This is a genomic window from Halorubrum yunnanense, assembly GCF_026586675.1.
Taxonomy (GTDB): Archaea; Halobacteriota; Halobacteria; order Halobacteriales; family Haloferacaceae; genus Halorubrum; species Halorubrum yunnanense.
Window position 1 is genome coordinate 66,700 of the sequence record NZ_JAODIX010000001.1, and the last position, 13,022, is coordinate 79,721.

A 13,022-nucleotide genomic window follows, 5' to 3' on the forward strand; every position below is an offset into this window, starting at 1 on the left:
CCGGCCCCCGTCACCCGCTCCGGCCGCCGATCGAACCGGGTCGCGGCGATCGCTCGCCGAATCCGCTCAGTCCCGCCCGTTCGACATCGCTTCGGCCCGCTCCGGGAGTGCGGGCAAGCCGACGACCGCGACAACCGCGACGGTCGTCGCGGCCAGCGTGACGCCCGTCGAGCCGGCGAGCGCGTACGCGCCGACCCAGAGCGCGCCGGTGACGGCGAGCGCCGGGACAGCGATCCGGACCGGGACCGCGGGCTCGTCGCCGTCGACGAGCCGCCAGCCGAGCGCGCCGCCGGCGCCGGTGGCGATGCCGATCCCCGCCTCGACCACCTCACCGGTGTGGCCGCCGGCGAGCGCGACGCCGGCCGCCGCCAGCGAGACGCCCGCGGCCAGCAGGAACGCCGGCGTGGGATCGAGCCCGGCGGTCGGCTCGCGGCGGTCTCCCCGCGAGGCGTTCCGCCCGCGGAACCGCGGATCCCCCGCGAGCCACAGCGCGACGACGACGACGCCCCCGCCCAGGACGATCCCGGCGAGCACGTCGACGAGGTAGTGGACCTCGATGACGACCCGCGAGGCCGCGACCGCGACGGCGACGAGAGCGGCCGCGAGAAGGCGCTTCCGCGCGGTCCACGCCCGGTCGTACAACAGCGCCAGCGCGAGGTACGCCGCCGCGCCCCCGGTGGCGTGCCCGCTCGGGAAGCCGAAGCCGTCGGAGAGCACCTGCGCCTCGTACCACCTCGAGAGCAGGCCGGGGAGCCACGTCGGGACGTCGGCGGGTCCCACCGCGCCCGGCGGTCGGGGGGCGGCGAACCACGCTTTGCTCAGCGCGACGGCGGCGTACGCGCACGTGACGACTGCGACCGCGGTCGCGCCCGCGCGGCGCGGCGAGGCCGCGAGCCGGTCGCCCGCGAACCAGTAGGCGACCGCCAGCAGCCCGAAGAGGAACCATGGGTCGGCGAGGTGGGTGACGGCCGCGAAGAGGACGACGACGACCTCGGGAAGCGCGTCGGCGAGAGCCGTCTCGCCGATCCCGCGCTCGGCGGTGACGAGTCCGATCACGAGCCGGTCACTCGTTCAGTCGTCGCCCCGGTCGCGGGCGTAGTCGAGCGCCTTCCCAGGGGTTTCGAGCAGGTTGAAGCCGATGCCGACGATGATAAACAGCGCGTACAGCCCCAGCGTCGACAGGCCGAGGATGAGCATCGCCGCGATGGCGTAGAGCCCGTCGAGAAAGGAGAACGCGCCCAAGATCAGCACCGTCCCGTACAGAAGCACGAGGTACGGCCCCCAGCCTCGGGCGTGCCCGCGCCGCATCCGGGACCGGACGTAGCGTTTCAGCTCCGACTCCACCGCGGGCTTGTCGACGGTTCGCCGCTCGACGTCGTCCTCGAACTCGTCGAACTCCGCCCGTAGCCGCCCCACCTCCTCCTGGAGCGCCGCGACGTCCGGCGCCCCCTGGGGTCGCTCCTCGTCGCCGGCGTCGCCCCCGCCGTCCGACTCGCCGTTCATACCCGTCCGTCGGCCGCGGCCGTGTTGTAACTGCCGGTCCGTGACGTCCTCTGTCGCGGCCGGCCCGCCTCGGAGGCCGGCGCCGCTCGCGAGAGGCGCGCCATCGCGGCCGGCCAGCACGACGTTGACGACCCCGCCGACCACGACGACGACGGCGGCGAGGTAGAGCCACGTGACGAGCAGTAGGACGCCGCCGATGACGCCGTACACCTGAAACTCCCCGGCGCTCGCCGCGTACACCTGGAATCCGGCCTGCAGCAGCGTCCAGCCGATGGCGGCGACGCCCGCGCCGGGCAGGGCCTCTCGAATCCCGATGTCGGGCTCGGGGAGCAGGTAGTACACCGGGAGGAAGACGACCGCGAGGAACGCCGGTAGCGCGAGGATGCTCGCCGTCTCGACGAGCGGGACCGCGTCCGCGGCCGCGACGAACGCGCCGACGGCGACCATCACGCCGACGCCGACGCCGACCGCGAGGACGACCGCGCCGGCGTCAGCGAGCTGCTTCACGAAGTCCGGCGGATCCTTGACGCCGTACAGCTCGCCGAACGCCGTGTCGAGCCCGCGGAACACCCTCAGGGTCGACCACAACAGCACGGCGACGCCCAGCACGCTCGCGCCGGCCCGACCGCTCGCGGAGGAGACCGCGTCGGCGACGGCGCCCTGGCCGGCGGGCGTGAGGAAGTCCCCCGCCGCCACAACCAGCTCGCCCGCGATGGCCTCGCCGAAGACGGCGGTGGCGACGACGACGAGCAGCAGAAGCGCGGGGACGAGCGAGACGAACGCGTAGTAGGCGATCGCGGCGGCAAGAAACGTCACCTGCCGGTCGAGCGCGACGTCGACGACGCGCCGCCCCGTGCCGATTGCGCTGGTCGAGTGTCGGGACACGCCCCGCTGTTCGGGCGATGGCGACAAAAGCGGGCCGGTGCGGTCGGGACGCGCCCGATCGGGACTCGGGAGGGCGAGATCGGGACGCGCGAGAGAGGAGTCGATCCAGGTCGGGTCGAGTCAGTCTGTGGCGTCGGCGTCCCCGTCCGCGCCGTCCGTCCCGTGCGCCCCGCCCAGAACCGCCGCCCGCATCTCCGGGATCGAAGCGCTGGTCTTGACCGCGGTCCCGCGGTAGTGGGCGCGGCTGGCCTCGTACCCGGCGCCTCGCAGGCGTTCGACGAACTCCTCCATGCCGATGGCGGGCTCGCCCCACGCCTTGTACAGGCGGTGCTGGTCGTAATGCGTGGGGGTATCGAGCTCGCGGGCGACGGTCCCGAGCAGCTTCCGGGCGCGCTTCGCCTCGCCCATGTCGTCGGTGACGCGCTCGCGCACCGCGCGGGCGAAGTCGGTGTCGGCGACCGGTCCCAGCCACAGCGGCCCGGCCGTGAGCACGCGGTCGCCGCCGCAGACGGGACAGCTCTCGACGGGGTCGGCGATCAGCCCGCGGGTCGGCTCGCGCCAGAGGCAGTCCTCGCAGTTGTCGACGTACCCGAGCTCGTCGATGCAGGCGTCGGCCGCCTGCGCGCCCGACTCTAACTCGAGGTAGGTCCGCGCGTAGTGGCGCGAGACGTGCGAGGCGATCGGCCGGGCCGCCTTGTCGTAGCGCGCCGCGGTGCGCACCAGCGCGGAGATCAGCGTGCGGAGCCCCATCTCGGGGTGGTAGTCGGTGTTGCGCGGGACCGCCCCGTACTTCCGGATCCCGCTGTTGAGGTGCGCGCCGCAGAGTGGAGCGGTGTCGGTCGCCGTGACGCAGACGAGGTTGCGCGCGTTCGCGAACGCGGCGTCCGCGAAGGGGATCGGCGTCCCGTACGGGTCGAGGTCGACGACGTCGAACGGCCCGTCGTCGTACAGGAGCGCGTTGACGTCGCGGTGGACCGCCTCCCCGTCCAGGTCGTTGGCGGCGAGGTTCTCGGCCGCGAGGTCGACGGCGTCCGGGTCGACGTCGGCGCAGGTGACGTCGTACCCCTCGGCGGCGGCGCGGACCCCGCGGATCCCGGAGGCCGCCATCGCGTCGAGGTACGAGGCCGCCCGCGGCTCGCGGTCGCGGTACGCGCGCAGGACCGCGACGGTGACGTCGCGGTTCAGCTCCTGGGTCGGGTTGAAAAAGACCCCGCCGCCGGTGCCCTCGCTGGCCCCGTCGCGGGCCTCGGGAACGGAGACGGTGAGACCGCCCTCCTCGATGTCCATGCCTCGGATTCGACCATCCGGCACAAAAGGACCGCGCTCCGCGCGCCGCGCGCCGCGCAGATCGCCTGCGTGACCGTCGCGGCCGCGAAGCGAGAGATTTAGCCCGTCAGCGGGGAAAGGGGAGATACGAATGAGTACTACGTGGAGCCGACGGGCGGACGCCGGGGGCGGAGCGAGTCGCGGAGGCGACGGGGTCTCGGAGGCGGATCGCGGATGGTGAGTCCGGCCCGCGTCGACGCGCTCACCGACCTCGCGTACGGCGCGCTGATCATTCTGTCGATCGTCCTCATCGCGACGCTGAACGGGACCGACGTCGGCGTCGCGTTCGGGATCGGTGTGTTCGCCTCCTACGTGGTCCACGTCGTCTGGAAGATGGCTCGGTTCGACCCCGACTGGATGACGCGGGAGGTCGCCGACCAGGTCGGCAAGGAAGTGGAGAAGAGCGTCGGCGAGACCGTTAACAAGGAAGTGGAACGGACGGTGGGCGACACCGTCAACAAGGAAGTGGAGAAGAGCGTCGGCGAAACGGTCAGCAAGGAAGTGGAGAAGAGCGTCGAGGAGACCGTGGGCGAGAAGGTCGAAGAGACCGTGGGCGAGACCGTCGAAGAGACCGTGGGCGAGACCGTCGAAGCGACCGTCAGCGAAGAGGTGACGGGAAGGGTCGAGGAGACGGTCGGCGACACCGTCGAGAAGACGGTCGAGGAGACGGTCGAGAAAACGGTCGGCGAGGCGGTCGAAGAGAAGATCGAGGAGACGGTCGAGCAGACGGTTGACGAAAAAGTCGGTGAGACGGTTGACGAAAAGGTCGAGCAGACGGTTGACGAAAAAGTCGGTGAGACGGTTGACGAAAAGGTCGAGGAGAAGACCGGTGAGACGGAGGCAGAGGACGACGACGCCGACGTCGACTATCGACGCGGCGACTCGTAACTGCCGATCGGCGGTAGTGCTTCTGAATGCGTAATTTGGCGTCTCTCATTTTGAGCATTCCGAAGGTAATAAACCGAAACGCCCGCTATAACCATGTAAACGCATGGGCCAGCACGATTTGAATCGGAGCCTCGGGTTGTACCCGACGATGATGATAAGCATGGGTGCGATGATCGGCAGCGGGATCTTCGTGCTGCCGGCGCTGGGATACAAGAAAGCCGGACCCGCGGTGATCCTCGCGTACGTGCTGGCCGCGCTCGTCGTGTTGCCGGCCGCGCTGTCGAAGGCCGAGATGGCGACGGCGATGCCGGAGTCCGGGGGCACGTACCTCTACATCGACCGGGCGCTCGGGCCGCTGTTCGGCACGATCGCCGGGATCGGGGCGTGGTTCTCACTGGTTTTTAAAAGCTCGTTCGCGCTCGTCGGGCTCGGCGCGTACCTGCTGCTGTTCGCGCCGCTCTCGCAGGGCGCGGTGGTGTACGTCGCGCTGACCCTCGCGGTCCTCGTCGTCGCCCTGAACGTCTCGGGAACGAAGATGAGCGGCGGGATACAGGCGGTCATCGTCACGCTCGTCGTCGCCGGGCTGCTCGCGTACGTCGTCAACTCCGGGCTGGTCATCGACACCGCCCGATACACGCCGTTCACGACCCACGGAAGCGAGGGGATCGTCACGGCGGCCGCCTTCGTCTTCGTCTCCTACGCGGGCGTCACGAAGATCGCGAGCGTCGCCGAGGAGGTGAAAGACCCCAGCCGGAACCTCCCGCGCGCCATGCTCGGGTCGATGGGGATCATGACCGTCCTGTACGTGGCGGTGGTCGGCGCGATCATCGGCCTGAGCGACCCCGAGGTGTTGAAGACGGGCGGCCCCGGCGGGACCGCGTCCCTCACACCGATGGCGGACGGAGCGAGCGCGCTCCTCGGCGGCGCCGGGGTGGCGTTCATCTCCGTGATCGCCGTCGTCGCGCTCACCAGTATGGCGAACGCCGGCGTCCTGTCCTCCTCGCGGTTCCCCCTCGCGATGAGCCGCGACGACCTCTTGCCGCCCGCGCTCCGGACCATCGACGAGCGGTTCAAAACCCCTCGGAACTCGGTCCTGCTCACCGGGATCGTGCTGCTGCTGCTCATCGCGTTCGTCCCCGTGATCGAGCTGGCGAAGCTGGCGAGCGCGTTCCAGATCCTCGTCTTCTCCATCATCAACGTCTCGCTGATCGCGTTCCGAGAGGCCGACGTGCCGTCGTACCAGCCCGAGTTCACGGCGCCCGGATATCCGTTCGTCCAGATATTCGGCTTCGTCGCCGGCATCGCCCTGCTCACGCAGATGGGAACGGTTCCTATCCTCGGAGCCGGGGCGATCATCGTCGGAAGCGCGCTTGTGTACCTCGCGTACGGGCGGCCCAGAACCGATAGAACGGGAGCGCTCGGAACTATCCTCCATGGCCGCCGCGACGAGGAAGACGACGGGATCGCCTCCACGGAGCCGGAGTAATCGGATTGAGGGGAGCCCGGTTCCGGAGGCGATCGCTCAGTAGTCCCGGTTGACGAGGACCACCGGGTCGCCGGTCTCGTCGGCGATCCGGTCCGCCAGCGTCCCGAAGACGTGATCGCTAAGGCTGGACTCCGGCTCGTACATCACGACCGCGTCGTACTCCGCTGCGACGCGGAGAATTTCCTCGTCGTGTTCGTCGCCCTCGACGATCCGAGTGTCGACGGAGTCGGAATCGAACCCGTCTTCTATCAGGCGCTCCCGGGTCTCCCTGACCGCGGCTTCGCCCTGCTCGCGGCGCTCCTCGCCCTCAACGACGTGGAACAGCGTGATCTCCTTGGTGGAGTCCTCGCTCAGGATCCGGATGAACGTCGGGAGCCGATCGAACTCGGCGACGTCCGGGAGCGGCACGAGGATCCGCTCGACGCCCTCCGTCGGGGCGGGATCGAGCTCGGCCGCGGCGCCCTCCTCGGCCGCGACCTGCTGGATCGCTGCCGCGCGGTCCTTCCCGAACACCAGTCGCGTCCGAACGGACGCACCGACGTCGCCGAACGCGTCGGCGATCTCGTCCAGCGTCGCCTGCGCGGCGTCGCCGAACTGTTCGCGCGCGTCACGGGCCGGCGTCTGCTCCGGCAGGCCGTAGTGGCCGAGTATCACCACGTCGAGCGACGAGAGGTCGTCGACGAGTACCGGTGACAGCGGTTCCGGATCCGGGAGCTCGAGCGGAACGAGGATCGTGTCTGTCATGGGCGACGCTTGGCCGCCCGGAACAATAAACGGCGAGATTCACGACGTCGCCGGCGGGGCCTCGTCCTCGTCGGCGAGGAACGCCCCGAGGATGTCGTCCTCGGACGACTCCTTCGGGAGCACGGTCACCACGTCGTTCGGTCGGATCGCCGTGTTGTCAACGGGGTGGATGATCGACCCGTCGCGCTCGATCGACGTCACGACGACGTCGTCCGACAGGACCCCCTCGTCGCGGGCCTTCGTCGGCGAGTGCCCGACGATCGGCGCGTCGTCGGTGACGCACACCTCGATCACGGCGGTGCCGTCCGCGAGCGTGACGGTGTCGGAAACCACGGACTGCCGGGTGTCGTCGGAGAGGAACCGCGAGTAAGGGGTGTGAAGCTCCGTCTGGAGCAGCTCCTCATCCTCGATGCGGATGTCGAGCCCGGAGAGCGTGCGCGCGATCTCGCGGAGGTCGCTCGTCTCCTCGCCGACCGCGACCACCTGCAGGTCGCGGCGCCCCGCCATCAGCACGCGGACGTTGATCACGCCCGGGATCGACCGAGCCGCCAGCGCCAGTCGCTCCCGCTCGTCCGCGGGAACAGTACACATGAACACCGAGGTGAGCCGTCCGCCGGCCTGTTCGAAGTCGACGATGGCCGTGTAGCCGCGGATCACGCCTGCGTCCTCCAAGCGCTCGATCCGGTTCCGGACCGTCCCCGCGGAGACGTTCATCCCCTCCGCGATCATCGGCGCGGAGGTGTTTCGCGCGTCCGACATCAACGCGTGGATGATCTGCCGGTCGATGTCGTCAAGGTGGTGGCTCACGGTCGACCGCCTCCCGGTCCGGTCGAGAGCGGACCGCGTCGTCGAAGGGTCGTCATGTCGAACCGTAGCCCCCAAACCGTAATATGGCTTACTCACGGGGAGATCGGGAACCGTCCTCCTGGCCTCGCGGGCGCGCACCGTCGGAAACGCGAGGGGACCGATACACGAGGCCGCCGTCTCGAAGGGGTCGGTCGACATCGGTGCGGTCGCCGTCACCGACGCGTACGAACTGGACGCCGGTACGTGATCTACGCCGCGGCGATGCCCACTACGGCGACGGTCGCGCGACGCCCGAGAGCGTCGGCGAGGCGACGCGGAACGCGCTGGCGGCCGCCGAGGAGCGCGGCTGCGAGTCGCTCGTGGTCCCGGTGCTCGGCACCGGCGCCGCCGCCCTCGAGTTCGAGACTGGCGCCCGCCGGGTCTGTGAGGCGATCGACGCACAGGAGCCGACGACGCTACGCGACGTCCGGGTCATCGCGTACTCGACCGAGGAGCTCCGGACGGTCGAAGCCGTCGCGAAGCGAGTCCACTCGAGGAGGTGGTAGCCGCGAATGCGCCGATAAAAACCGTGAGAAGCGCGACGCTGGCTACTCGTTGCCGAACATCTGGCGCATCATCGGGTGCATCTCCATCAACTGCTCCTCTGCGATCTCCTCGTACAGCTTGTACGTGATCGAGACCGCGAGCAGCAGTCCGGTTCCGGAGACCTGTCCGATGGTTCCGAGCAGGTTCGCCATCACGGCGAGGAACCCGACGAGGGCGCCCCCGATGACGGTCACCTGCGGGATGTACCGCTCCATCACCTTCTCGACGACCTGCGGGTTCCGGCGGAAGCCGGGGATCTGCATCCCGGAGTTCTGGATCTGCTTTGCCGTCGCCTCCGGCCCCATCCCGGTCGTCTCGACCCAGAAGATGGCGAAGATCGCCCCGCCGACGATCATGAAGGTGAGGTCGATCGTCAGCCGGAGCGCGATCATCCACGGTTCGCCGGTTGCGGTGCCGCGGAACCACATCCACTGCTCCGGCTGCTGGATGGGGTTCAGGTAGTAGAACAGCCCGGACGTGGGCTGCCCCTGATCGCTGTACATCCCGAGCCACGCCGGCATCCCCGCCCACTGCGAGGAGAGGAGCTGCCCGACGAACTGGATGTTCGCCTGCAGCGCGCGGACGAGGATCATCGGCAGGACGGACGCGTAGATCAGCTTCACCGGGAAGCGACCGCGCGCGCCCTTCACCCGGGCGTGCGAGAGCGGGATCTCGACGCGGACCGACTCCGCGTACACGACGATCCCGAAGATGAACACCGTCGTGAACAGCGCGAGGATGTTCCCCGGCGCGAACAGCAGCGACTCGAGCCCGGCCGACGTGAACGGCGACCCCAACTGGGTGCCGCCCGTCGCGATGGAGAACCAGTTCGCGAAGAAGCCGCGCGCGCCGAGCGCTGAGAAGCTGAAAAAGCCGCCGACGATCTGCTGGCTCACCGCCGCGATGATGAACAGGCCGACGCCGGAGCCGACGCCCCACTTGCTCACGATCTCGTCCATGAACAGAAGGAGGACGCCGCCGACGAAGATCTGTAGGAATATCAGCCCCTTGACGCCGAGCGTTCCGATGCCGAGCGCCTGCCCGACGGCCGGATCCGCGGGTAGGAACTGCCCGGTGAACACCATCGGCGCCGCGGTCAGCGCCGTCACGATGATCACCAGCAGCTTCTGGAGACCCTGGTACAGGACTTGGTCGCGCGGGTCGTCGGTGTCGAGTCCCAGTAGGTTCGCCCCACCCAACAGCTGGAGGACGATGGACGCCGTGACGATCGGGCCGATACCGACCTGCAACAGCGAGCCGGACGAGCCGGCGAGCACCGACCGGAACTGCCCGAAGAAGTCAGACCCCTGACCGACGGCCAACCCGAACGGGTTGATGTTGGTCAGGAAGAAGTAGACGATCAGGATGCCGGCCGTCCACGTGAGCTTCCGTCTGAACGGGACGTGACCCGCCGGTCGCTCCACGACGGGCATCCGCGAGAGTACCGGTTCGGCGGCCTCCTTCCAACTCATGATTACGCCTCGTCAGTCTCGTCGTCTGAAGTGGTTTCTGATTCGGCGGCAGCTTCCTCGGCGCGCTCGGAGAGCGTCGCCTCGCCGCCGGCCTCCTCGATCAGTTCCACCGCGCCGGCGGTGAACGCGTCGGCTGTGACGCGGAGCTCGCGGCGGACCTGCCCGCCGCCGAGCACCTTCACGACGTCGGCGTCGCGACCGTCGTCGACGACGTCGCGCGCGTCGACGACGTACGCGTCACCGTCTTCCTCGGCGAGGCCCTCCGCGGCGTACAGCGCCGCGTCCTCGTCGAGCTTCTGGACCTTGACCTCGAGGACCTCCGTCTTCGCGTCCTCGGGGCGCTTGAAGCCGTACTTGCCCAGCGGGCCGTAGTTGTGGAACTCGTGTTTCGCGCGGCCGGCCTTGCCGCGGCCGCCGCGGTGACCGGCGCCGCGCCGGTTCTTGTGCGTTCCGCCGCCGTGGGTTCGAGACCCGCGCTGTCGACGTTTCTTGCTCGTCATCGCATCGCCTCCAGGAGAGCGTCGATCTCCTCGGTCGTGTGTTTGCCGAGCTCGCCGCCCTCGATCACGGGGTGTTTGATGCCCTCGTGACCGCCGCGGGGGGCGTGGAGCCGCAGCGTCGGCGAGAGGCCCTGCTCGCGCAGGGTCGTCTCCTCGTCGACGAGCGCCTCTGCCAGCGCCTCCAAGTCGGCGTAGTCGGTGTTGTCGTCGATCCACTCGTCGTCGACGTCGGCCGAGCCCTTGAGGGGATCGCCGCGGCGCCCGACGGTGGCCGCGACCGCGTCGACGCTCGGTTCCCCGAACGCGACGACGTCGTTCACCTTGGTGACCATGCCGCGGTACGAGTCCGTCTCGGGGACGAACGTCGCGTGGTTGACGCGCCCGACGTTCAGCATGTCGAGCGTGTCTTCGACGCCGTACTCGAGGTTGACGTCACCGCGGAGCTGCACGATCGCCTGCATCACTCGCTCACCTCGTCGTAGTGGACCTCGCGGGCGTGCTGGGGCGTGCGGGACTGCGCCGCGTTCTCCAGCGCGTTGAACGTCGCCTTCGCGAGGTTCACCGTCGTGCGCGTGTTGCCGTCGGAGTTCGTCCAGGCGTCCTCGACGCCGGCGAGCTCTAAGATGTTGCGGACCGTCTCCGCGGCCGCGAGGCCCAGCCCCTGCGGGGCGGGCTTGATCTCGACCGTGACGGAGCCGGCCTTGCCCGTCGCCGTCCGAGTCAGGGAGTTCGTGCCACCGGGCTGGTCCTCCCAGGACCCGGAGCCGCGGTCCACCCTGATGATGTTCAGCTTCGCGACGTCGATCGCCTTCTGGATGGCGCCGCCGACCTGGTCGTCCCGGGCCTGCGCGTAGCCGAGGTAGCCGTCGCGATTGCCCACGGCGACCACGCAGCGGAACTTCACGCGGCGGCCGGAGTCGGTCATGCGCTGGACCATGTTGATGTCCAGCACCTCGTCTTCCAGCCCCGGGAGGAGCTGGTCGACGATCTCGGCCTCCTTCAGCGGGAGGCCGGAGTCGAGCGCCTGTTCCATCGACGAGATCTCCCCGTCCTGTACCTTGCGGCCGAGTCGCGTCCGCGGTTCCCAGCCGTCGTTGTGTCTACTCATGGTCCTCCTGGATTGTCGCGAGCACGTCGTCGAAGTGCTCGGGTACGTCGGCCGCGTCGAACTCGCCGCCGTACAGCGGCTCGTCGAGCTGCTCGTCGTACGCGGCGATGTGCTCGCCTCGCGTACGCGACCAGTCGGCCAGCACGTCGTCGTTGTGCGGGATCTCGAGGCTGGCGTCGATCGCTCCTTCCTGTACTGCGAACGTCTTGTTGCCAGGCGTCGCCGTGTTGAGACCGATGTCGAGGACGGCCTCGTCGAGGCCGGCGTCGACGGCGCGGGCGCCCGCGAGGTACCCGGTGAGGTACGCGCTGGGGAGATTGCCCGTGGGGGCGTCCCAGCCGTACTCGCCGAGCTCCTCGCTGGAGGCGGCCGCGTGAGTCTCATCGCCGTCGGATCCGGGAGTCACCAGCTGCGCCCTGACGTGAGCGTTGCTCACCCGGGCGACCAGGCGAGGCTTGCCCGATTTCAGCAGGCGCAACCTCTGATGGTAATCCGTCCGGACCTCGCGGCGGCGCCGCATCGGCACCTTGTATCGTGGTCCTGTTGCCATTACTCGGTCACCTCGTAACCGTACTGCGTCTGAATGAACGCTTCCAGTCGCGCGACGTCCTCGAACTCGCCACCGCTCGACTTGTTGTAGAGCGTGCGGTATTCGCTGGCGTCAAGCACGTCTTCCTCGTCGCGGAGCTCCTTCAGGCGGGCGCGCTGCGCGCGGATCCGCGCCTTCCAGTCGTCTTTCGTGTTCTGTCGCGCGCCGGCCTTCCCCTTCCGGGTACCGGCGCCGGACTTGTGTCCGTACGAGCGCTTCTCCGCTCGCTCGCGGGCCTTCCCGCGGGAGTTCGACTTCGCCTCTTTCGCGCGGATGGTGCCTTGTTCGATGAGCTCGCGGACGTCCTCTCGCGTGATGGCGTCCTCGATCTCCTCCTGTGCCTCGGGGTCGAGCCAGACGCGGCCCTTGCCGACGTCCATCTCGTCCGCTGCGAGCCGCTTCTGTGCTTTCAGGTCACTCATCGTCGTCGACCTCCACTTCGACGTAGGTCGGGTTCAGCACGCGGATCTCGCGCTCCTCCGCCTCGTCTTCGATCAGTTCGCGCTTGCGACCGCCGACCTTCGAGGCGATCCGCACCGCCTGCGTGTCGCCGTCGACGCCCTCGAGGTCGTCCGTGTTGTGCACGCGAACCTCCTCGAAGCCGCTCGGGTGCAGGTCGCGGGACGCCTTCGGAGAGCGGAAGCCCGCCTCGACGACGGGACCCTTCGCTTTCATCCGACGGCGCTGCTTGGAGAGCCCGCCGCGCGGCTTGCGCCACGACGTCGGGATCCGCTTTTTCTTGTGGTAGTCCTGCCGGTTGAACTGCGGTTTCCCCTCGCGGTGCTTCTGTGCGAGCGCGCGAGCGGTCTCGTCGTCCAGGTCCGGGGTCTTGTCGGCGTGACCGCGGGGGCGAAGCTCCGTCTCGACGTCCTCGTCGGCGTCGGCCTCGTCGGCCGCCGCCTCCTCGTCCGTCTCGTCTTCGATCTCCGCGTCCGCCTCCTCGTCGACCTCCAGTCCGCCGACGTCGGCCTTGATACGCGCTGCGAGCGCGTTGCCGACGCCGTCGACCTCGGAGAGCTCCGACTGGGAGGCGGCCTTCACGTCCTCGACCGTCTCGTAGCCGGCCTCGCGAAGGGCGTCCGCCTTCGAGGGACCGACACCGCTGATCTCTTCCAGTTCTTCGGCCATT

14 protein-coding genes and 1 pseudogene are annotated in these 13,022 nt (G+C 69.2%); 3 read left to right on the forward strand and 12 right to left on the reverse strand.

Features of this window, described 5'->3' with window-relative positions; translation table 11 throughout:
* Positions 1 to 66 precede the first annotated feature (66 nt).
* The 3 genes from N5096_RS00355 to N5096_RS00365 form a co-directional block, all read right to left on the reverse strand.
* The gene (locus tag N5096_RS00355; RefSeq protein WP_267662363.1) at positions 67 to 1,056 is read right to left on the reverse strand and encodes a phosphatase PAP2 family protein; all 990 of its coding nucleotides are present in this window, start codon (positions 1,054 to 1,056) and stop codon (positions 67 to 69) included.
* Positions 1,057 to 1,071: 15 nt separating this feature from the next.
* A complete protein-coding gene (locus tag N5096_RS00360; protein ID WP_267662364.1) occupies positions 1,072 to 2,388 on the reverse strand; it encodes a YihY/virulence factor BrkB family protein in 1,317 nt (438 codons plus the stop codon).
* A gap of 120 nt (positions 2,389 to 2,508) precedes the next feature.
* Positions 2,509 to 3,675 (reverse strand): tRNA (guanine(26)-N(2))-dimethyltransferase, encoded by a 1,167-nt coding sequence (locus tag N5096_RS00365; RefSeq protein WP_267662365.1) that lies wholly within the window; start codon positions 3,673 to 3,675, stop codon positions 2,509 to 2,511.
* A gap of 213 nt (positions 3,676 to 3,888) precedes the next feature.
* Here N5096_RS00365 and N5096_RS00370 point away from each other — a divergent pair, with 213 nt between their 5' ends.
* Together N5096_RS00370 and N5096_RS00375 are read left to right on the forward strand one after the other, a co-directional pair.
* The gene (locus N5096_RS00370) at positions 3,889 to 4,602 is read left to right on the forward strand and encodes a hypothetical protein (protein WP_267662366.1); all 714 of its coding nucleotides are present in this window, start codon (positions 3,889 to 3,891) and stop codon (positions 4,600 to 4,602) included.
* A 103-nt stretch (positions 4,603 to 4,705) separates the two neighbouring features.
* Complete coding sequence (locus N5096_RS00375; RefSeq protein ID WP_267662367.1) at positions 4,706 to 6,088, forward strand: APC family permease; 1,383 nt, start codon at positions 4,706 to 4,708, stop codon at positions 6,086 to 6,088.
* Positions 6,089 to 6,124: 36 nt separating this feature from the next.
* Here N5096_RS00375 and N5096_RS00380 read toward each other — a convergent pair whose 3' ends face one another.
* Together N5096_RS00380 and N5096_RS00385 are read right to left on the reverse strand one after the other, a co-directional pair.
* On the reverse strand, positions 6,125 to 6,832 hold the full coding sequence (locus tag N5096_RS00380) for a universal stress protein (protein WP_267662368.1): 708 nt from the start codon (positions 6,830 to 6,832) through the stop codon (positions 6,125 to 6,127).
* Between the two features lie 39 nt (positions 6,833 to 6,871).
* Positions 6,872 to 7,639, reverse strand: a complete 768-nt coding sequence (locus N5096_RS00385) for an Lrp/AsnC family transcriptional regulator (protein ID WP_267662369.1) — start codon at positions 7,637 to 7,639, stop codon at positions 6,872 to 6,874.
* A 120-nt stretch (positions 7,640 to 7,759) separates the two neighbouring features.
* On the opposite strand from N5096_RS00385, the pseudogene N5096_RS00390 reads away from it, so the two are divergent.
* Positions 7,760 to 8,184 (forward strand): annotated as a pseudogene (locus N5096_RS00390) (macro domain-containing protein); the annotation flags it as partial.
* Between the two features lie 42 nt (positions 8,185 to 8,226).
* On the opposite strand, the gene secY reads toward N5096_RS00390, so the two are convergent.
* From secY to N5096_RS00425, 7 genes are read right to left on the reverse strand one after another with little or no spacing between them, the layout of a single operon-like run.
* Positions 8,227 to 9,696, reverse strand: a complete 1,470-nt coding sequence (secY, locus tag N5096_RS00395; protein ID WP_267662370.1) for a preprotein translocase subunit SecY — start codon at positions 9,694 to 9,696, stop codon at positions 8,227 to 8,229.
* Positions 9,697 to 9,698: 2 nt separating this feature from the next.
* Entirely contained in the window at positions 9,699 to 10,196 is a 498-nt protein-coding gene (locus N5096_RS00400; RefSeq protein WP_267662371.1) for an uL15m family ribosomal protein, read from the reverse strand.
* Complete coding sequence (locus tag N5096_RS00405; protein WP_267662372.1) at positions 10,193 to 10,657, reverse strand: 50S ribosomal protein L30; 465 nt, start codon at positions 10,655 to 10,657, stop codon at positions 10,193 to 10,195. Before N5096_RS00405 ends, N5096_RS00400 begins: the two co-directional genes overlap by 4 nt.
* Positions 10,657 to 11,304, reverse strand: coding sequence for a 30S ribosomal protein S5 (locus N5096_RS00410; protein WP_267662373.1), 648 nt, complete (start codon positions 11,302 to 11,304; stop codon positions 10,657 to 10,659). The genes N5096_RS00405 and N5096_RS00410 overlap by 1 nt, the downstream gene beginning before the upstream one ends.
* Positions 11,297 to 11,854 carry a 50S ribosomal protein L18 gene (locus N5096_RS00415; RefSeq protein WP_267662374.1) on the reverse strand — a complete coding sequence of 186 codons (558 nt, stop codon included), beginning with the start codon at positions 11,852 to 11,854 and terminating at the stop codon, positions 11,297 to 11,299. Before N5096_RS00415 ends, N5096_RS00410 begins: the two co-directional genes overlap by 8 nt.
* Positions 11,854 to 12,315, reverse strand: coding sequence for a 50S ribosomal protein L19e (locus tag N5096_RS00420; RefSeq protein WP_267662375.1), 462 nt, complete (start codon positions 12,313 to 12,315; stop codon positions 11,854 to 11,856). The genes N5096_RS00415 and N5096_RS00420 overlap by 1 nt, the downstream gene beginning before the upstream one ends.
* On the reverse strand, positions 12,308 to 13,021 hold the full coding sequence (locus tag N5096_RS00425; protein ID WP_267662376.1) for a 50S ribosomal protein L32e: 714 nt from the start codon (positions 13,019 to 13,021) through the stop codon (positions 12,308 to 12,310). The genes N5096_RS00420 and N5096_RS00425 overlap by 8 nt, the downstream gene beginning before the upstream one ends.
* Between the last annotated feature and the right edge of the window lies 1 nt (position 13,022).